Here is a 20,394-nt window from a genome sequence, read left to right as displayed (position 1 = left end):
CTTCTCCCCTAGTTGTGCCGTACCGGCAGCATGCGGACGGCCGCGATCGTCTCCACCGGCCGCGCCGAGGCACACGCCTCACGACCATGGTGGACCAGGCCCACCGCCGCCTCACGGCTGAGTAAGACCCCGCAGTCGAACCCGTTCGCCCCGTGGAACGACGGCAGCGGCACCACCGCGGCGGTCTCGGAGGCGACGAAGAAGCGTTCCAGCGCCACATCGGCCTCCACGAGCCCGATGTGGAGGGTCTTGACGCCGTTGAAGCGAGCGGACGGGTCGCGCAGCTCCAGCAGCCGCTCCAGGTGGTCGACGAGCGCCTGGTGCCGCGGCGGGCCGTACAGCACCCGGTAGTGGACCAGGTCCGGCCGCTGGGCCACGGCCGTCTCAATCGCCGCCAAATACGCCTTCTCCCGGCTCCGGCTGCCGGTGACAACCAGCTGCTCGCGCGCCTGCGCCACTACGTCGGCCATCGGCTCGACAAGGTCCGTCCAGCGAGTGAGCACCTTGACCACCACCGCGGTGCCAGAGGTCTCCAGCACACTGGTGGCCGCCCCGTCCTGGTGCGCGAACAACACCTCCGGCCGCTCCCGGTACAGCTGGCACAGCCCAGCCCGGTTCCGCTTGCCCGTACGCCGTCGCCCGGACTCCCACGCGCTCATCAGGCTCGCGTCCGCCGCACCCCCGGTGATCACGTTCAACGCATCGGCAGCCTCCTCCAGCGTCATGTTCCGCACCAGCCTGGCCCGCTTGAGCGCCGAATCCCCACCGCTGCCCACGGCCACGGACACCCCCTCCCATCCCTCACCGGCATGCGCACCCAAGCCTTCCCTGCGCGGCGGCAGTTCGCTCAGCAGACCGCCCACGGCATGTGCGCGCGGTCTCGCCGACACCCGTGCGACCCCGATCGCGGCCTGGGACCATCGACCACATGGGTAAGCACCGCCGTCCCGGACCGCCGAATCAGCCGTCCCGCGCGGCCCCGTGCCTCGACGAAGGCGACCCGCTCGGGCCGTACGAAAGACGTCGGTGTCCGCCGATGGACGTCTACCGACGCCACCGCCCGCTCCATGGCGGCGGTGGCCATTTCCGCCCCACCGAGCCGCGAGTCCTTGAGGAATGGGACGGCTTCGCCTACACCCCCGCCGGAACGGCACCCGACCTCACAGCGGCGCAGGCGTGGGTCAACGAGCTCATCCCTGGCACGTGAGGCCGATGGTGACGCGTCTGTTGATCTGCCAGCCCTCTTCAGTGGCGTTGTCGGCGTTCCGAGAGGGTGGATTCCTGGTACGGGTGCCGTCACAGCCGCGCCGACAGGTACAGCCGGCGACGATGCAGGGCCATGGTGTCAGGCGAGCGCAATCGCTCCGGTAGAGAGGGCTGGCTCCCGGCTCGCTGACTTCTCCAACGCTCGAGGTCGACCGCCGATCGGTGCCGCCTACCAGCGCATGTTCAGGGCATCGAGTGCGTGGATGCGGTCAGCGGGGAGACGCTCCTTGCGGCGGCGGGCGTTGCTGATCCACTGCCCGAGGCGTACGGGTTCGCCGTCGAGGACTTCGATGTGCCGCTGAGGCACATCGAGGTGCCCTTCCCGATGGTGAAAAGCGCGCGCAGCGGCCAGGCCCCTGTCCCAGTTCCGGGCGGCCAATTTGCCTGTGCCGGGGGGCTGTTCAGCGGTCTGGTTCAGGCCGAGGTCGGCGAGGAGTCGCCATTGCCCGGGGTGGAGGCGCCCGGGGTGGAGGCGTTGGGTGTGCAGCCACTCCCCCAGGCGGTGTCCGTCGTCGGTGACGAAGTCGCGGGGCACGTCGGTCAGAACATGGCCGGCTTCGCGGTGCCAGCGGGCGGTGTGGAACGCGCGTTGCCAGGTCAGGGACCAGAGCGGGTTCCACTGAGGGTCCAGGTCATGCAGGGCTTGGGTGCGGGCGGGGGTGAGCTGGTCGGCTCGTTTGCGCTGGGTGGCGAGCCAGCGGCCGAGAGCGAATCCGTCATGCTGGTGGTCGACGGGGGCGGCCAGATGGCCGTGGAGCGTTGCGTAGGCAGCCGCGTGGGCGAGGCCTCGTTCCCATGCCTGCTGGCGTGGGCTCCAGATGATGCCGAGGCGTTCCAGGGCGGTGGCCCGGGCGGTGTCGAGGGCGCCGGTGGTGTGCAGGTGGCGTTGCCAGGTCAGCCATCGGCCGAGCGGGTAGCCGGTGTCGTCTTCATGGGCCTGGGGGGCGTCGAGGTGGTGGTGGGTGCGGTGGTAGCGGCGGGCGGCTTTCAGGCCGCGGCGCCATTCGGCGCTTTTGGGGGCGAGGACGCGCAGGGTGAGGGCGAGGGCGACTTCTTCCTCTTGGGTGGGGCGGTCGAAGCGGAGCCAGTCGCCGGGTTCGTCAGAGGTGAGGGTGGGGCGGTTGGTGCGGGGGTCGGCGAGGCGGGCGGTGAGGCGCTCGTCGTGGGCTCGGAGGGCTTGGACGGTGCGCCACAGGGGGGTGTAGGCGTCGGCGCCGAGGAGGTCGTCGGGGTCTTCGTCGGGGGTGAGGTAGACGGGGACGATCAGGGTGGCCTTCTTGCCGGCGCCGGGGGGCTGTCGCAGGGCGCGGCCGACGGCCTGGACGGTGTCGACGGGGCTGTTCTTGGGGTCGGCGAAGACGACGGCGTCGATGGAGGGGACGTCGATGCCTTCGCCCAGGACGCGGGCGTTGGCGAGGACGGCCGGCTGTTCGGGGTGGGTGTGGGCGGCGAAGTCGAGGAGGATGCGGCGGCGGACGCGGGGCGGGTGGGAGCCGCTGACCCAGTTCGACCACAAGCCTTCGGGTTGCAGGTCGGCGGGGAGGGCTGCGGCGGTGTCGGGGAGGGTGGTGGCGAAGGCGCGGGCGTCGGCGACCCGGTGGTGGAACGTGAGGACGCGGCGCAGGCGGTGGTCGCGGATGGCCCGCAGGACGGCGACCTGACGGCCGGCCAGGCGCAGGCCGTCGACTCCTGCGCCGGGTCCGGTGGCGAGCCAGTCCCGCAGGTCGGTGTTGTCGACGACGGGGACGAGGATCTGGTAGTCGGCGAGCAGGCCCAGGTCGATGGCGTCGGAGAGGGTGAGGCGGTAGGCGACAGGGCCGAACAGGGTCTCGTCGTCCATGGAGGCGACGGGGTCGTCGCCTCGGTCGCTGTCGGGGTCCCAGATGCGGGGCGTGGCGGTGAGGTAGAGGCGGCGGGCGGCGGGGACCTGGTCGTCGTGGTGGATGGCGGCCCAGGCTTTCCCGAGCCGGCCCGCGGTGCGATGCGCCTCGTCAACGACCGCAAGGTCCCACGCTGGCAGCCGGTGGCTGTGATGGGCGGCCAGCAGGGTGGGCAGCGAGGCGTAGGTGGCATAGACGGTCACCGGCCCGGTGGCGTCGGCCGGGGTCAGGGCGGCGAGTTCGCCCGGATCCGTGGTCATGGGGATGTCGCCAGCCGAGGGATGCTCGACAGCCTGGCGTGCCGAACAGACCGCCACCGCACGGCCCTTGCGGCCGGCTGCGTGCCAGGACCGGACCGTCTGGGACAACAGATCCAGCGTCGGCACCAGAACCAGAACCCGGCTGCGGGCGGCGAGGCGTGCGGCGGTCCGCGCAGCAATGAGCGTCTTACCCGTACCGCAGGCGGCCACCACGCTTGCCCGGGCATGCATGCGCAGCGTCTTGACGGCCGCGGTGACGGCTTCGGCCTGGTGGGGCCGCAGTTCGAGGTCGGCGGTAGCCATGGGATGCGCCGCTCCGGGGCTGGGCTGGTGGGTGCGGTGGCATTGTTGCACCGCACCCTGAGGGCTATTCGGCTGCTTCGGTAATGAGGGCCAGGGTAGAGCCGCTGGCGGCCTTGCGGACGTGGAGGCGGTGGGTGATGCGGCGGCGCAGTTCGGGGACGTGGCTGATCAGTCCGACGGTGCGGTCGTGGTCGCGCAGGGAGTCCAGGACGTCGAGGACGTGATGGAGGGTGTCTTCGTCGAGGGTGCCGAAGCCTTCGTCGATGAAGAGGGTGTCCAGGGCGCGTCCCCCTGCCTCGTGGGTGACGACGTCGGCGAGGCCGAGTGCGAGGGAGAGGGAGGCGAAGAAGGACTCGCCGCCGGAGAGGGTGTCTGTGTCGCGGTCGCGGCCGGTCCAGGCGTCGGTGATCTTGAGGCCGAGGCCGGAGCGTCCGCCGCGGGATGCCCGGTGGTCACTGTGGGAGAGGGTGTAGCGGTGGTCGGACATACGGGTCAGGCGGGTGTTGGCAGCGGCGACGACTTGTTCGAGTCGTGCGGCCAGAACGTATGCCTCGAGTTCCATGCGGTCGTTGTTGCTGAGTGAGGTGCCGTGGATGAGTTCTTGGAGGTGGTGCACGGTGTCGTAGTCGTCCTGGAGGGGTTCCAGGCGCTGGATGCGGGTGTCGAGTTCCGTGGTGAGGTGGGTGAGGCTGTCACTGCGGGTGCGGGAGCCTGCCGCGGCGGCGACGGCCTGGGTGTGCTGCTCGGCGGCCCTTTCGCGCAGGCTGACAGCGGCCTGAAGGTCAGCGGGGGGCTGGGCTGCGGCCTGTACGAGCTCGGGCCTTTCCAGGACGGCGGTGTGAGCAGCGCACTGGTGGCTCCACTGCTTGATCTCTCCTTCGACGGTGTGCATCGCATCGTCGTCGAGCAGTGCCTGCTCGACAGCCTGGAGGGTGTCGAAGCCCTGGGCTTGAGCAGCGGTGGTGGCGTGAGTGATGCGTTCGTCCCGTTCCAGGACGGTGCGGGTGGTGGTGGCGGCGGCTTCGCTTGCGGTCTTGAGCTGGTCAGCGCTGTGGGTGAGCTCGGTGACGCGCGCGGCTACCGTGGGAGCGCCTTCGCGTACGGCGTCGAGCTTGGTGGTGAGGTCCTTCAGCCGTGCAGCGGCGTGGTCGTAGTCAGCGTTGCGCGCTGAGAGCTGTTCGCCGGCTGTGGTGTCCTTGCGGGTCATCTCGGCCTGTTCGCGTTCCAGGGCTGCGAGTTCTTCGGACGCTGGGCCGAAGTCGGCCGCTTGCTTGAGGGCCTGTGTCAGTTCCTCCTCAAGGGCGCGGCACTGGGCTTGGATGTCTGCCAGGGGGGCGTCGCCGGCCTCTCCGGCTGCTGATGCTGCTTGTTCCCGGGCCTGCTGCAGCGTGGTGGTGACGGCCTGCTCGTCCTGCTGGGCCTTGAGGTGTCGGGCTTCGGCAGCCTGTTCATCGGCGCGGGTCGGCTGGCCCGGGTGCGGGGCAGCCGGTGCGGGGTGCGTGCAGGATCCGCAGACCGGGCAGGGGGCCTCGTCTTCGAGGCTCGCGGCGAGCTCGGCCGCCATGCCTTCGGTACGCTGGCGCCGGATGTCGATGTGAGCCGTGGCGGCCTCAGCGGTGACGGTGCGGGCGGTGGCCAGGTGCTGCTCGGCCTCGGTCACGGCGGCGAGATGGGTGTCGCGCTGTTCGGCTGCTTTCACGCGCCGGCGTACGTCTTCGAGGGTGGTTGCGTGGTGGCGGCTGTCGCCCTCGGCGCTGCGGGCGGCGTCCATGCGGCCGGTGAGGGCTGTGCGGCGGGCGGGCGCCTGCTCGAGCCATGTGCGGGCCTCGCGCTGCTCGGTGGCGGATTCCACACGCTCGGCGTCGAGATGTTCGAGGTCGGCAGCGAGCTGCTGAACAGTTGCTTCCTCGGGAAGGAGTTCCTCGGCGACGGCGGCCTGGGCGCGCAGTTGCCGTTCGGCAGCAGTGAGTTGATCGGCCGTGGCCGCGGCGTGGCCGGAGGTCAGAGGGCTGCGGGCGCCGGCTTCGTCGCGGGCGGCGCGGTCGTGCTCGGCAATCGCTGTGTTCGCCGCGTGGACGACAGCAGCAAGTTTGCCCGCCCGGCGGCCCTGGGCGAGCTGGTCGTTCAGTTCCTGCTGTCGGGGTGCCTTCTGCTGGAGCAGCTCGAGCTGCTCTTGGGCACTGCGGTGCTCGCTCTGCTGCTGGTGGAGTGTGCGGACGGTGAGTTCGAGATCCTGCTGGATGCTCAGGTCGGTGGCTGTCTTCGCTGTTTGCTCGGTCTTTCCCTCCAGGTCCGCTGCTGCAGCCTGTGCCAGGGCGGTGGCCCAGCTGCGGACAGGCCCGGTCAGGGTGTGCGCATCGTCGCTGGTGGGGTCTGGGTGTTCGTGGTCGAGGTCGCCTGCGGCTTGGTGGATGCGCTCGATCAGGCTGGTCACTTCGCTGCGGGCTGCTGTGAGGGTCTTCCCCGCCTCCCGGCTGCGCTCGAGGAGCCAGCGGTCGATGTAGGCGAAGCGGCCGGTGCGGAAGAGCTTTCCGAGGAGTTCTCTGCGCTCGGGGGCCTTGGCGCGCAGGAATTGAGTGAACTGGTTCTGCGGCAGGAGAACGACTTGGCAGAACTGGTCGCGGCTCATGCCCAGCAGCGTGAGGATCGCGTCGCCGGCCTCTTGGTGGGATTTGCTGGACGCCTCCCACTTGCCTTGTCCCGAGACGTCGTCGTGCTTCCACTCGCGCAGCGTGGTTTGCGCGCTCTGGGTGGTGGTTCCCGTTCCCCGGGTCTTGGGCCTGGTCTGCTGCGGGGTTCGGGTGATCTCCAGGCGGCGGCCGGAGAGTGTGACCTCGAGCGTCACTTCGGTGAGCAGGTGCTCCGGGGCGTGGTGACTGCGCAGCAGCAGGTCCAGGTCGCCTGGGGGTTTGCCGTACAGGGCGTAGCAGATGGCGGCGAAGACTGTGCTCTTGCCAGCGCCGGTGTCGCCGTGGAGGAGGAAGAGGCCGTCGGTGCACAGGGAGTCGAAGTCGATGGTGTGGGTTCCTGCGAAGGGGCCGAAGGCCTGCAGGGTGAGGCTGTGCAGGCGCATTTAGACAGTCACCTCTTGCGCGGCGTGGATGCGGGATGCCTCGACGGCCTGGCGCAGCAGGTCGTGCTCGGCGGGGGTGGGGTCGGTGCCACGGACCTTTTTGACGAAGTCGCAGGCAACCTCGAAGTCGGTGCGTCCCTCGAGGCGTTGGGTGTAGGTGGGCCTGTCCCCCGGTTGGGCTGTGTCCGGGCGTTTGTGCAGGAGCTGCATGGTGTGCGGGAAACGGCGCCGCAGCTTGGCCATGGGCTCGTAGGGAAGGGCGGGGTCCGTGAGGGTGACCTGCAGCCAGGATTCGGTCAGGTGCTCGTGGGCGGGGTTGGTGAGCAGGTCTTGGAAGGTGCCCTTCAGGCAGGCGAGGGGGCGTGGCACGGGGGTGGGCACGGGGGTGAGGGTGACGGTGGAGTCGCCGTGCAGGTCGACCACGGTGAGGGTCTTGGTGTGGTCGGACTCGGAGAAGGAGTACGCGAGGGGTGATCCGCTGTAGTGGATGCGGTCGCTGATGGTCTGGGCTCCGTGGAGGTGGCCGAGTGCGACGTAGTCGAGTCCGTCGAAGGCGCTCGTGGAGACGTAGTCGAGGCCGCCGACGGTGATGTCGCGCTCGCTGGTGCAGGGCTTGGCGTCGGCTACGAAGGCGTGTGCCAAGGCGACTGAGCGCGTCCCGGTCGGGTAGGTGGCGAGGTCGGCTCGGATGCGGTCCAGTGCCGCTGTGAGCACTGCCTGGTGGGTCTTGTCGGCCTCGAGTTCGTCGCGGGTCAGCGAGGGCTCCAGGTAGGGAATGCCGTAGATGGCGACGGTGCCGTGCTCGTCGTCCAGCAGAACGGGAGTGGTGCAGGCGGTGGCCGGGTCGGTGCGCAGGTGGACACCGGCGCGGGCGAGGAGCCGTGAGCCGACTCCGAGCCGGTGGGCGGAGTCGTGGTTGCCGCTGATCATGATGATCGGCAGGCGGAGATCGGCCAGCTGGTTCAGGGCGTCGTTGAACAGCCGTACGGCGTCCAGGCTGGGGATCGCGCGGTCGTAGATGTCTCCTGCTACCAGGATCGCGTCGACCTGCTGCTCGCGTGCGGTGTCGTGCACGTGAGTGAGGAAGGTGCGCTGGGCGTCGGTCAAGTCTGCTTCGTGGAACCGGCGGCCCAGGTGCCAGTCCGAAGTGTGCAGGAACCTCATGAGCACAGACCGTAACCATCTGCGCAGACGTTACGGATGGTTTTCCGGATAAACGGATTCCCATATGCGGGTATGCCAGCAGTTGAGGGAAGGTTTCTCCTCTTGGGCGGCAGCCCTCCGCAACGCGGGCGGGTGCCAGGCGATTGTCAGTGGCAGGAGGGAAGATGAGCAGTGGGGGAAGGGAGAAGGACATGTCCTCACCGCATTCTGCTCAGCGTGTGCTGGCGCCTGGCGGCTGCCGGTGGTGCGGCATCGAGGCGCGCGGACATGCCCGGCAATGGGTTGCGGAGGCAGGCTGGCATGCCTGGACGGCGCCCACGGCCGAGCAGCGTAAAGAACGAATGCGCGGGCGGCGGAGCCACCGGCAGACGGGTCAGTGAGCCAACTGCTGCAACTGGGCGAAGACCTCACGTAGTTGCTGCGGCACGTCCTCTGCGCCTTGGAGAGTGGTGGTGAGGCTGTAGAGCATGTCGGGTTTGCCGCTGGGGCTCCGCTCCTGTGCCTGGTCCCTGATCATGCGGAAGACGCCTTCACTGAACCTCTTGCCGTCGCGGTGTGCGGCGAAGTCGTCGGGGCTCCAGGTTTGCGGAGCAGGGCGGGGCCAGTGCTGGTTCGCCGCCACGGTCCACTGTTCGTCGGTGGAGAGCTCTTCGAGTTCGTTGCGCCCCTGGGCTTCACCGACGTAGGACACCTGGGTTGCAAGGTCGAGGCCGGCGCGGCGCAGCCTCTCGTCTTTGAGGAGTTTGTTGTTGCGGCTGTCGGCGTCGATCATGAGCATGACGGTGCGCTGGTGCTTGACGAGGTAACGGGCGAGGTGCAGGGCGCCTTCGTTGTTCTCGCAGGCCCAGAGGGCAATACCGGCGGCCTGCAGTGACAGGCCTTGTGAGAGCCGGAACAGCAGGGGAATGCTCTGTTGCTCAGTTTCTCCCTCCACGGCGAGGAAGCAGCGTTCATGGAGGAGGACTGAGTTGCGCAGTCCCAGCCCAGGCTTGATGATGCGCGGGTGGGTGGCGCTGATCTGGGAAAGCAGGTGGATTCCGCCGGCGTTGTCGGAGACGCTGGCTGCGGTGACCGCGCAGGAGCAGGCCGAGGGTGTCGATACCGAGGTGGCGTTTGCGGCCGACGATTCCTTTGCCGGCATCGGTGCCCTGATCTCCATCGGCTGCGGCTACACGATGCAGGTCTACCTGTGCGCTGAATCCTTCGACCACCCTCATCTGCAGGTCATGCAGTAGACCCAGCGAGGAGCCCTGGCTCCCCTACACGGCAGTTCATTTCGACTCGGGCTACGGCCGTCTGCGAAGCGTGCGGCCCACTGACCAGCAGAGATCGGGACAAGGGCAAGGCCCAGGCGCGGCGGCCCGAGTTCGGTACGTCCAGGGCGCTTTCTACGTGAAGGCGGCACCGAAAGTACCGATCCGCGGCGACGCCACCTACCGCTGGGCCCGAGCTCGCGAGCGATCGTGAAGCGCTGCCGGAGTTCTGAGTGGTGTCATTCACGCCGATCACTGGCGACTGTCCCTCCCGCCGGAGGAGCATGCCAGGTAACGTCGCCATCCTCGAAGGGGCACCTACCCCAGGTCGCCGTGGCTGGTCTCGTAGCGCCACGTACACCGGTCTCTTCTAGATGGGCGTCGCCCGCAGCCAGGTCCTGTCGCTCGTTAGGAACTCCTCAAGGCGAAGCGAGGAATCGCGCAGACATTCAGCCAGGTCGTCATCGCTGAGCTTCTGCACCCATATCTGCTGGGTCCATATATGGCCGTCGACGTGGTATTCGAGAACGCCTCCCACCACGTTGTCAGGGCACTGCTCAATGTCCCGCACGATAAAACGGTTCTTACCGGCTCTGCGGTCGATCGGGTCTCTCAGGAAGGACGGGTCGTGCCTCTGTATAACGATCGAACCACCCGGGCGTACATGATGGCGGCAGGTATCCAGCATACTTTTACGCGCCACGACGTTGATGGTATTGATGAGCTGCGAGGCAAGCACGACTCCATCAAACGAGGAAGCCGCCAATCGCAGGCCCTCGATCGAAGAATGGATCTTCTCGACGGGGGAAAGAACGTTGAGCGCCGGGAACCCGTCGAGCATGTCACGGGACTCGTCGACCGCGACGACCTCGTGGCCAAGGCTGGCCAGGGCGCGAGTGACGCGTCCGGCTCCGCAGCCGAGCTCCAGGATGCGGGAAGGTACGAGCACTGCGGAGCTGACGATCTCTGCTTCCCCCTGGGGGGCAAGACGGGTGTACAACGCGACAGGACTTCCGTCCCGCGCGATGGGCCCGTCCCCCCGACCGGATTGACGCCTTCGCTCCTGACCGCCCGGGTGCGTGCCGAAATTGCCCTGATGAGCCACGGTGTGGGTGCCTTCCATCCGTCACTGAACGAAGAATAGTGGCGCGAAAACTGGCGGCTTAACCTTTCTCGTCATTTTTCCGAATGGGGCACTCTTCCTGATCCCAGCGATACCGATCGCATCGCCGGCCACGTAATAGCCGTAATCAACAAAGTTCTCCTCATGGGTGAGCGTTCCGCTCCGGCTAATCGCTATGCGCGTCGGCTTGGTCCGGACGAGACGCTGGACTAGCCAGGCCTCCGAGGAGGAAATAGCAGACTCGATCACCTCTCGCCACTGCGCCGGATCCACTTCGCAGCCGATCGTCACTCCGCGACCTTGAAACCCGGTACCGGGTTTCAGTACTAAATCTTGTTGCTGCGCCTCGCACCACGCGAGCAGATCAACACTGCTTCCATCAATCAGGGATTTGGTATCGCTTAGAATCCGACTCCAAGGAATAAAGCTGCGCAACAGTGTGGCGGTGGGCTCGGGCACCCGACCCGCATCAACTTCTTCGGACAGGACGGCGAGTATCGTCTTGTTTCCGGCGATCTGGTCTCCCAGATCATCGAGCAGCGAGACGTTTCCGTCAGCTGCGGAGTCAATCAAGGGCGCCAGTTTGGGATAAAGTCCCACGGGATCCGGCTGTTCGCCGCACATGCGATAGACGACGGCGACCTTCTGCCGCTGGAAGGTCACCGCATCTTCTGCCACCTCCAGGTCTTCGACAGCAGCCGCCTCGGCCTTGATCCCGTGTCTACGGAGTTCTCTGGCGAGCATGGTGCAGTGATAGAAGCCGGGATTGGCCAATTCTTCTTGTCGTTCAATCACGACAACCAGGCCGTCAGGCTCGGTTGCTTGGCCCTTCATCTCTGCCCGGATCAGGCTGGCGATTGGTCCGATGGCGTCGCCTGGGGTCGCGCCAATTCCACGCAGGAAGTCCCCGATGACCGGAGCCTCCATGAAGATACGCGCCAGCAGGTCCGCGTCCGGCATGCCGCCGCAAGAAGTGCCCACGTTGGGCTCGACCATGGTGACGACGTCTCCGTGGATCACTACATCAGGGCGACCGACATGCGCCCACCGGGGACGGCGCGAGGCCCGGATATACCGATTGGAAGGGCCGTCCAGGCGAAGCTCGTCGGCGAGTCGCTCCCAGGATGCATCCATGCGGTTTTCGTAGACGTGATTCAAACCGCTCCGGAAGGCCTGGTGTAGACCCTTCAGTCGCTTTGTCAGCGCAGTGGGCACCAGCGGTGGGGGGACCGGGAGACGCTCGCCGATGGAATACATGCAAGCATCTCGAACCTCTCTAAGTGCTTCCCCATCCGCGTCGAAATACGATCCCAGTAGTTCAGCGTGCGGAGCCACGTATTCATGAAAAGCCATGTTAAGTTTAGCTATCTCATACTCAAGAATGACAAGCTCCTTCATGAATAGCGGTATGGGGTGGAGAGGCTGGTGTGCCGGTGCGGTCCAGCCTCTAAGAAGGCCGGACCGCACCCCTGGGAATTATCAGTGCACGTAACGCATGGCCCACCTCCTTGTTGTTGCGGTCATTTCAGACACGAGCCGTCATTATCGGCAGTGCTCGCATCAGTCATTGGACGGCGGGATTACGACAGCCGATCTCCATGAAGAGATAGCGTGTGACACTCATCGCCGTTCCGTATGCGGAATGTGATTTCGGCCCCGCCCGTCCCGTTTGGACGAATCAGGATGGTCCGCTCCATGGTCCACCCGCCGAGCCGGAATTCGCCTTCGCCTAGATGTATTAGATCGGCGCGGGGGATCCCCTCGATGAACAGCACAGGGGTCCCATCCGGGCAGTCCACTGCAGCTGGCACCAGCCCTTGCCGCCGGAAAATGCCGGCATCCGTCTCCAGGAAGGACGTGAACAATGCGGGCATGTCGAACTCGCATCTGAACGACCGGACGTCAACCGGGCCCAGCGGCACCTCCGGACGGACGTAGAGCGTGTTGTCGAGCACGCTTGGCGTCCTGAACTCCTCCGGAAAGAGTGCCATCAGCTCCTTGGTGACATCCGCGTCGACGACGAGGTGAACCCGCGTCACAGCCTCATCGGTGTTCGCCACGGCGTGCGGGCGAGAGAAGTCCCCGTACCAGAGGTCTCCTGCGTTCCAGCAATGTGCCTCGCCGTCAACGGTCAGCGTCGCTTGCGGGGTGGTCGAGATGGGTACGTGCAGGCGGACGGTGCCCCACGGGAGACCACACTTTTCGTCACTGTGGGTAGGACCATGCGTGTCGGGCCGAGTGGCCATCAGCCTCGCTCCGCGGAGAGGAGCGGGGAAGTCTCCCAGGAGCCGGGCGAGATAAGGCATATTCTCAAGCAATGTCGATCCCGCGTAATCTCTCAGATACGGGAAGTCGCCAGCGCTGGGGCGAGGGGCGGCGGCCATGTGTCGCAACCTGAGGCTCTGCCAGCCGATGGAGTCACTCTCACGTGTTGTTCCGTCTGGCGCATGCACTTCGATTGCCGCCCAGGGAGCTTCTGCCAAGTCCTCAAGCTCAGCGCGGAGCGATGCGGCATCGTAGGTGCGGGCAAGGCGTGCGCTACCAGGGAGCTTGGCGAGAATCGGAGAGGGCGGCCAGGGCCTTGTGTCCACGATGTTCTCCCATTGAATCGAGGCGATCTGCGACTTCCCTACAGCGGACGAGAGGAAGGAATCTCCAGAGACCGCACCACATTGCCGCAGCGGCTGCGGAGGATCACCTTGTCACCGCCGTTCTTTTCACTGGGGATCAGCTGGATCGTCCGCTCGCGACTCCAGCCGGCGAGACGGAACTCCCGGTCTCCCACATGAACGAGCTTGAAGGCGGCTTGGCCGTCAATGTGGAGGCCCAGAGAGTCCTCGAAGAGGTCGATCGTCGCGATCTCACATTCCTGAGCCACGGTGAACACCCCGTCCTCCTCTTCAAACGACTTGAAGGACCGAGGAAGCCGAAATGTGCAGCGCAGCGCAGCGAGTTCCTCTATCGACAAAGTCGGCTGTTCCGAGGCAAAAAGGATGTTCCTTCGCACATCGGCGGTGTGGAACTCTCTTGGAAACAGTTCCAGCAGCTCTTCCGTCGGCTGGCAGTCGATCACCATGTGCACGCGCGGCTCGCGGTCGGTGTTCCGCACGACGTGCATCCGAGTGAAGTCGGCGTACCACAGTTGGCCCGGCTGCCAGCGCTGTGTCGTGTCATCGATCTCCAGCACCGCACCCGGCGTTGTCAGAACCGGCACGTGAAGGCGCAGGGCGCCCCACGGCAAGCCATACTTCGTATCGTGATGGAGCGGACTCTCGGCTCCTGGGCCCAACAACATGAGGCGTACGGCGCGCAACGGTGCTGGGATGCCGGCCAAGACCTCCTTGAAGTAGGGCGTGTCGGCTAGCCACCGGGTGTCGGCGAATTCCGCCAGCCCGGGCCCGCCGGCGTCGCTCCTGGTGGCCTCACCACGCAGGCTGCGCAGCGCTATGGAACGCCAGTCCAAATCGGTGACGTACTTGCCGACCCCCTCGCCCGAGACGATGCGAGGCTGGTTCCACGTCAGTCCGTTGAGCTGCGCGAGGTCCTTACGCAGGCGGTCGGCGTCGTACTCCTGCCGGAGTCGGGCGACGGCAGGGAGTTTCGTGAGAATCGGCGCCTGGGGCCAGTTGTCGATCTGGCTCATGTGATGGTCCCCCTTGCAAGTGCGATGACGGTCGCTCAGCTACCGGTTAACGATGGAAAGTTGCAGTCGGTCGAGACCACGCAGAGTTGCGGTGGGACGCTGGACCGGTACTTCCCTGAGTTGAATGCTGTAGCGGCGTACGAAGTCGCCGAGTATTTCGACGCCCAGCAGCAAGGCAAGCCTGGTTCCCAAGCAGGAATGAATACCCTTACCGAAGCCGAGATGGGGGTTCTGCGAGCGGTCAAATGCCAACTTATCGGGGTCGGAGAATATCGTTCCGTCCCGATTGGCAGACCCAACCATTACCACGACCACTTCACCGGCCCGCAGGCGCTTTCCGCCGACCTGTGATTCCCGGCTCACAGCCCTGCTCTCAGCTTGAACAGCTCCATCGAATCTCACCAGCTCATGGAAGGCCGTTTGATCGATCTCAGGCACCGTACCAGCATCGAAAATTCCTTGCTCTGCCAGAGCGCGAATAGCGTTCCCGAATGCGCTACTCGTGGAAGAGTATCCAGCTACAAAAATTGCCCGCAGAGAGTTCACGAGAAAGTTGAGCTGCTCACCGGAAACCGCAGAGTAATCCACGTCGCTCAGGAGGCCGGCCGGAGGTGCGTGCTCGATCCACGGCTCGACCAGGCCACTGAGGTGACGTCTGGCCTGCATCCCAGCCTCACGGCGGGAAGGTTCCAGCCCCGAGTCCATGCTGAGCACGAGATCGCGCTGCGCCGAACGAAAGGCCGTCTCGTCTTCCAGCAGCGGAATCCCGAACAGGACACACATACTATGGGCCGCCAGAGGCTCCGCGAACTCCGTTATGAAGTCGAAGTCACTGACGTCTACGACACTCAACAACTTCTCGGCGTGCGCCTTCGTCTCGCGAAGCCAGCCTTTCAGGTCGACTTTGCGAAGCGCAGGAAGGATGGCCTTGCGAACGGCGGCATGATCGGGAAGGTCAAGAGTCTGCAGACTGAGAAATTCGTCGGGAGTCTCCTCCCCTGTCACCCGGAAGTCTGACACGAATGTCTCATGGTCCTGCAGGATCTGCGAGCAGTCAGCATACCGGGTGACCATCCAGGCATTGAGCTTCTCGTGCCAATGGATGGGATCCTCACGTCGCAGCATCTCATACGCCGGGTAGGGATTCTCAAGTACCTCGGTGGACAATGGATCTAAGGTTTGCATGCCGAATCCAGGTTCACTAGGCATCGTGGCGGAATGGTCATCCGGCCCAGACATTGTTCTGAGCTGCCGTGTTCGCTTCCCGATGCATATTTCAGGGTCGCCACAGCAAAAGGCAATCTATTTGCCCTCCCTGGCCAAAATCTTTCACCCGTTCCCGTGCCATATCTCAGGCTGGGGCGTCGAAAGTACGAAGGGACGGGAAGATGCCCCTGTGACCTGGGAGTCTCGCCCGTGAGTGACCCTCGCCGAGCGGGGGTCGGACGGGGGAATCAAAGCTTCACTCTGCGTGAGAAGCCGCCGTTGCCGTCCTGAGGATGGCCGGTTCCGCGTGTGCCCGGTGAACGGGCACGTCGTCATCACCGGGCGTGCAAGACCCGAGACGGGCTCGCAGCCGACCTCCGGCCCGTTACTTGTCTGGCGTCTGTGCGGCGCCGTTCATTAGAGGGGCGGTCGACCGGCTCCATCCCGGCCAGAGCGCAGCGGCTGTGGCGACGGTGGCCACGCCGGCTGCACCGACGGCAGCGCCATAACCCGTCCACTCCGCAAGCGCTCCGAGGACCATCGGGCCAACCCCCTGCAAGGCCATCAGACCCGTGCCCAACAGCGCGAAAGCCTGTCCCAGCAGTGCGGTCGGCGCGACGTCGCGGAACCGTCCTTGCACGCCCAGCATGTAAGCGTTGCCCACGCCGGACACTGCCAGGAGCGCAGCGCAGACCAGCGTCGGCGGCTCGAACAGCAAGGGCACAAAGGCGATTCCGACGAGAGTCATGAGCGGCATGACCAGTCGGACGCGGGTCGCAGGCCGGACCAGACGGCCCATCAGGAGGTCTCCAACGATCATGCCCACCGGCAGGCAGGCCAGGAGCAGACTCGCCGCGGTGACGGAGAAACCGCGGACGCGGGCGTACGGAAGGATCAGGCTCTCCACCCCCGCGATGAACGCCGGCGGTAGCCACTGCGCCAAGAACAAAGAGCGCATGGCGCGCTCCTTCATCAATTGTCTTGTACCGGACCAGCTTTGCCGGACGACCGTGCCGGCCGCCCTGCCCTCGACGGGAAGATTCGGCAGACCGATGCGGACAACGATCGCCGCAGCTAGATGGCAGAGCGCCCCGGTCAGCAGCGCGCCCGGTACGCCGAGCCACGCGACGAGCAGCCCTCCGGCCGCGAGTGCGACCAGTTGGCCGCCGGACATGGTCAGGCCGACCAGCGAGCGGCCCAGGACGTACGCGTCACCGTGGAGCGACTGGGCGATGACCTTGCTCGTGGCCCCCCGGAACGCGGGGGTGAGCGCGCCGAGCACCGCCACGAGAAGCAAGCCGGCGCCGATCGGCAGGGGGGCCAGCGCCACCACTGCGCCGACCGCGCATTCGAGCCCGTGACCGGCCGCGATCAGGGCTCGTGGGCATATCCGGTCGGGCAACGCTCCCAGCAGAACACCGCCGATCGCCTGCGGTGCGAAGGCGATTCCGTAGGTGAGTGCGGTGAGAAAAGCGGAACCCGTCACGTCGTACACCAGCAGCGACAGCGCAACCATGCGAAGCGTCGTGCCGAGGACCGCAGCCAGGTTGGCACCGAAGAGAAGGCGGAATACGGGATTGTCGAAGACTTCCCGGTACGTCGCTGATGCCGTTGCGGTGTCGCTCGATGCCATGGCGAGAAGCGTGCCGCCGAGCCGATTGCATGGCTAATGTTTCGCACGGACGCGAAAAGCAGAGGGGGAGACAGGTGTTCCGACTGGAAGTGTGCGCCGAAGACCTGCTTCGAACCCGGTTCGCGCTGTCACCGCTGACGGAGTTGACGCGTCTGCTCCGACTCTTGAGCGGAGGCTCGCGTTCAGCTCTGTCGGCGAGATGGGTCAACCGGCTGGAGCCGGCATACCGCTGCCTGCTGCGCGAAACGGACCTGCATGCCGTACTTGCCCTGGAGTCAGCCCACAGCGGTGTCGGTTTCATCAACCAGCCTCCGGCCGGCATGGCCCAGACCTGGCCCGACGACCTCGCCGCGATCCAGGCCACGCCCCCGCGCCAGGCACGACAGGAAATCGACCAGTGGCTGGCTGGGCATCCCGTACGTGATCAGCGCTCGCTGCGCGTCCTGCGCGGCACCGACCCTGTGGACCGCATCGCCCACGCTCTCGACCAGGCCTGGCACGCGCTGCTCGCCCCGCTCTGGCACCAGCTCCGGGCCATTTGTGACTACGACGTCGTGCACCGCGCCGGGCGACTGTCGCAATTCGGATGGGCGGCCGCGCTGGACGGCCTGCACGATGGAGTGCGTTGGCACGACGGCGCCATTGAACTGAAGGGCGACCCGACCCGGGATCCAGTGTCGCTCGACGGGGACGGCTTGCTCCTGGTGCCGTCCGTGTTCGTCTGGCCCGGCCTCGTCGTGCACGTCGACCAACCGTGGCCGAAGGCATTGATATACCCAGCCCGCGGTGTGGCCGCCATATGGGAAACGTCGTTCGATGCCGACCCTGAAGCCCTGCACGCGCTGATCGGCGCAGCGCGAGCACGGCTGTTGACGGCTCTTGAGCAACCGGCCACCACAACCCAACTCGTCGCGATGCTGGGGATGACGCTCGGCGCGGCGGGCAGACACCTAGCCGTACTTCGCGAGGCCGGGATGGTCAACCGCGCCCGCATGGGGCGATCGGTGCTCTACCGCCGCACACCGCTGGGCGACGCGCTGGCCGCCGTCGCGGTCAGCAAGACGCCCACTGCACGCACCGCCAGAGCCTCACGGGATACCAGCGCCGCATCACACGCGTGAATCGGTCGTGGTTCAGCAGCCATGGATGCCGGCGCCGGCAGGATCGCCATCTTCCCGTCGGAACAGCGCATCCCGCTCCGCCGGGCCGGTGTCGACGTACGAGCGCAGCTTCGTGTCGGTCCACTCGGCCGCGTACTGGCAGTACAAGTCGCAGCTGAGCGGCAGCCACGCGGTGGGGTTTTGACCGGACTTTGACGGTTCTGCCGGGCCGTGACCGCGACGAGCGACAGGCAGCCTCATCGGTCCCGGTCTACCTATTGCGGCCGCCGGTCTGTGTAACGGAGACCTTCTCCTCCATCCCGGCCGTGAAGTCGTACTGGACCGGCCAGTGCGGACCCACCTCCGACCCGGCGCATCGCCGCTCGAACGCCGTAACGCCTGATGCCCAAGGAGAACAAGGACCCGCAAGGTCGGGCATCAGCGCGCGATGCGCCCGGCCGAAGCCGACAAGGCCCGGTGCCCCATCAAACCGAGATCGATGAGCCGGGGCATCCACCTCCCGCTCGTCGCCCTCGAGCCGAACCCACGGGCCCGCCCAAGGTCTGCCGCCGGCGCAGCATCACGCTCGCTCCCGCCCGAGGGCGTCAAGCACCGGCAGTACCTCGAGTAGGGAAGACATCACCCACGGCCGTTGATGGTCGCGGCTTCGGTGACCTCCGAGGCTCTGGCACGGAAAGTGATCCGGGACCACTAATGCGTCGCCGACAGCCGTGGGATGACGGACTGAGAAGAGACCGGTCAGCGGGTCGGATGCATGCACCCGTGTCGGTGGTGCCGGTCATTTCTCGTCGTGGCAACTGCCTACACTCTGCGACATGACCCTCGCTGCGAAGTCGTGCCATGTCTTGGCGCACTCCACGGCCAGAGCGGCCACGGACTCTGCTCGGTGTGGCGGCACGTTGTCCGTAAGCCGTTCCCATTCATCAGCCTGGATCAGATTCATATCCAGCAGCCGCAGCAGGAAGCGACCCGTCTCCGTCATCCGCACGGACGGGTCCTGGCGCAGAATCTGGTACGCCATCCTCCACCGTTCGGCGCTGGAGCGCTGGTGGCTCGCACGGTCCGGAGGCGCCTCACGCGACGATTCGCGTGGACAGTACATGGCATGGGAGACCCGACCTGACCTGGCCATCGCACCGGACGGAACGTCCTTAGTTCCGCCGCGGTCGGACGTGGGAACGGTCTCGTCCTTCGCTTTCCGTGTGGGGAGCTGGCGGATTCTGCCGTCCCTCCCGACTCGAGCCGTCGACTGAGGAAATTCCTCAGCAGCTAGGCGCCGCCGTACGACCCCGACTGTCTTGGGCGAGAGACCGACCAGCCCGGCGATCATGCGGTCTGACCAATCTGCGTGCGTCCGCACGATGCGGGCGGCTGCGGTTCTGCGGTCTGCCAAGGTCAGTGGCAGACCGTGCGTGGCGTTGGCTTGTACTGCTGCGACGAACGCTTCCTCCTCGTCCCCCTCGAAGAACCGAACGGCGATCGTCTCTCGCCCCTGCAACTTGGCTGCCAACAGCCGGTGCCTACCGTCGATTACGCGGAGCGTGTGACGGTGCACGAGGATAGGCGGTAACGGGCCCTCAATCTCCACCAGAACACGGACATGGCCCTCGTTCGTGCCCTTTATCCGAAGCGTGTCACCCGCGACGAGCGAGGTGAGGGGAACAGTTTCCCCATCGACTTGCTCATGCGAAGCGATCTGTAACCAATGGACGTCAGAGTAAAGCATTTCAACTTCCCCCTTGTGAGATCAGGCGCTAGGGCCAGGAGGCTGGCAAAAGGCAGACGCAGCCCCCGGTTTGATGAACTGGCGTACCCAGCAGCCAGGTGGGGGCTGACACTGCCCGGGACTGAGACGACGGGCCTGCCGACTTGTTGGTGCCGGCGTCAGCAGGCCGTGGCAGTCGACCCAGGAGGGCTTCTTGCACGCCTGTCTAATCTGCCGAGCGGGCTGACTCGAGCATCTCTGCCGGGCGACAACATGTCGTATGCCCTCACAGGCGATGCGACGAGTCGGAGGGTATGGCGACTCATGGCCGCAAAATCCGTTGGGGCGCAAATGTTTCCTGATCGCCATCGCCTGGAGGTTCCTCTCCTCAGACCCCGCCAAACCTCAGGTCGGCCCGTAGCACGGGCTCGAAGAACGAGAACTTGTTGTTGTCGGCTGCGACTTCGGAGGAGACGATCCCGGCCTTGAGCAGCGCCTTCAGGAAATGATCGCTCGGCAAATGGGCCATGGGCGACGACGTGCCCCATGCACTGGGGGCCACCTGCCTGAGAACGGCGAGCCCGCATAATGCGAGTCCCTCCTGCTCCAGTCTCCGCGCCACCTCGTAGGCGACGAATGCTCCGGAACAGTCCCCCAGCAGAATGAACAACTCGCCATGCCCTCGCGCGTGGCGCGGATATTCTCCGTGCACTCGGCGACCACAGACGACATGTCGCGCCGCAGCGGCTCCGAGAACCTGCTCT

General features: G+C 66.1%; 15 protein-coding genes and 1 pseudogene. 2 read left to right on the top strand and 14 right to left on the bottom strand.

Going from position 1 to position 20,394, the window contains the following annotated elements; genetic code table 11:
• Positions 1–8 precede the first annotated feature (8 nt).
• Entirely contained in the window at positions 9–788 is a 780-nt protein-coding gene (locus tag OG966_RS40070; RefSeq protein WP_326647188.1) for a helix-turn-helix transcriptional regulator, read from the bottom strand.
• A 248-nt stretch (positions 789–1,036) separates the two neighbouring features.
• On the opposite strand from OG966_RS40070, the gene OG966_RS40065 reads away from it, so the two are divergent.
• A complete protein-coding gene (locus tag OG966_RS40065; RefSeq protein WP_326647189.1) occupies positions 1,037–1,207 on the top strand; it encodes a DUF6087 family protein in 171 nt (56 codons plus the stop codon).
• 228 nt (positions 1,208–1,435) lie between these two features.
• Here OG966_RS40065 and OG966_RS40060 read toward each other — a convergent pair whose 3' ends face one another.
• From OG966_RS40060 to OG966_RS40010, 11 genes and pseudogenes are all read right to left on the bottom strand, one after another.
• Complete coding sequence (locus tag OG966_RS40060) at positions 1,436–3,709, bottom strand: DEAD/DEAH box helicase (protein ID WP_326647190.1); 2,274 nt, start codon at positions 3,707–3,709, stop codon at positions 1,436–1,438.
• A gap of 64 nt (positions 3,710–3,773) precedes the next feature.
• Positions 3,774–6,782: an SMC family ATPase gene (locus tag OG966_RS40055; protein WP_326647191.1), complete on the bottom strand. Its 3,009-nt coding sequence runs from the start codon at positions 6,780–6,782 to the stop codon at positions 3,774–3,776.
• A complete protein-coding gene (locus OG966_RS40050) occupies positions 6,783–7,946 on the bottom strand; it encodes an exonuclease SbcCD subunit D (protein ID WP_326647192.1) in 1,164 nt (387 codons plus the stop codon).
• 373 nt (positions 7,947–8,319) lie between these two features.
• Complete coding sequence (locus OG966_RS40045; protein WP_326655025.1) at positions 8,320–8,880, bottom strand: hypothetical protein; 561 nt, start codon at positions 8,878–8,880, stop codon at positions 8,320–8,322.
• 54 nt (positions 8,881–8,934) lie between these two features.
• Positions 8,935–9,097, bottom strand: a pseudogene (locus OG966_RS40040) (transposase); the annotation flags it as partial.
• Between the two features lie 472 nt (positions 9,098–9,569).
• On the bottom strand, positions 9,570–10,322 hold the full coding sequence (locus OG966_RS40035; RefSeq protein ID WP_326647193.1) for a class I SAM-dependent methyltransferase: 753 nt from the start codon (positions 10,320–10,322) through the stop codon (positions 9,570–9,572).
• A 3-nt stretch (positions 10,323–10,325) separates the two neighbouring features.
• Complete coding sequence (locus tag OG966_RS40030) at positions 10,326–11,720, bottom strand: hypothetical protein (RefSeq protein ID WP_326647194.1); 1,395 nt, start codon at positions 11,718–11,720, stop codon at positions 10,326–10,328.
• A gap of 182 nt (positions 11,721–11,902) precedes the next feature.
• Positions 11,903–12,913 (bottom strand): aspartyl/asparaginyl beta-hydroxylase domain-containing protein, encoded by a 1,011-nt coding sequence (locus OG966_RS40025; RefSeq protein ID WP_326647195.1) that lies wholly within the window; start codon positions 12,911–12,913, stop codon positions 11,903–11,905.
• A gap of 38 nt (positions 12,914–12,951) precedes the next feature.
• Positions 12,952–13,965 (bottom strand): aspartyl/asparaginyl beta-hydroxylase domain-containing protein, encoded by a 1,014-nt coding sequence (locus tag OG966_RS40020; RefSeq protein WP_326647196.1) that lies wholly within the window; start codon positions 13,963–13,965, stop codon positions 12,952–12,954.
• Positions 13,966–14,004: 39 nt separating this feature from the next.
• Positions 14,005–15,150 carry a cytochrome P450 gene (locus tag OG966_RS40015; RefSeq protein WP_326647197.1) on the bottom strand — a complete coding sequence of 382 codons (1,146 nt, stop codon included), beginning with the start codon at positions 15,148–15,150 and terminating at the stop codon, positions 14,005–14,007.
• Positions 15,151–15,556: 406 nt separating this feature from the next.
• Complete coding sequence (locus OG966_RS40010; protein ID WP_326647199.1) at positions 15,557–16,804, bottom strand: MFS transporter; 1,248 nt, start codon at positions 16,802–16,804, stop codon at positions 15,557–15,559.
• Positions 16,805–16,968: 164 nt separating this feature from the next.
• Here OG966_RS40010 and OG966_RS40005 point away from each other — a divergent pair, with 164 nt between their 5' ends.
• A complete protein-coding gene (locus OG966_RS40005) occupies positions 16,969–17,925 on the top strand; it encodes an ArsR/SmtB family transcription factor (protein WP_326647201.1) in 957 nt (318 codons plus the stop codon).
• Between the two features lie 778 nt (positions 17,926–18,703).
• Here the strand turns inward: OG966_RS40005 and OG966_RS40000 are convergent.
• Complete coding sequence (locus OG966_RS40000; protein ID WP_326647202.1) at positions 18,704–18,946, bottom strand: hypothetical protein; 243 nt, start codon at positions 18,944–18,946, stop codon at positions 18,704–18,706.
• A 1,072-nt stretch (positions 18,947–20,018) separates the two neighbouring features.
• Positions 20,019–20,300, bottom strand: coding sequence for a thioesterase domain-containing protein (locus OG966_RS39995; protein WP_326647203.1), 282 nt, complete (start codon positions 20,298–20,300; stop codon positions 20,019–20,021).
• Positions 20,301–20,394 lie beyond the last annotated feature (94 nt).

The organism is Streptomyces sp. NBC_01750, assembly GCF_035918095.1.
Taxonomy (GTDB): Bacteria; Actinomycetota; Actinomycetes; order Streptomycetales; family Streptomycetaceae; genus Streptomyces.
The sequence above is the reverse complement of the archived record's forward strand: the minus strand, read 5'-3'. Positions and strand labels throughout refer to the sequence as shown.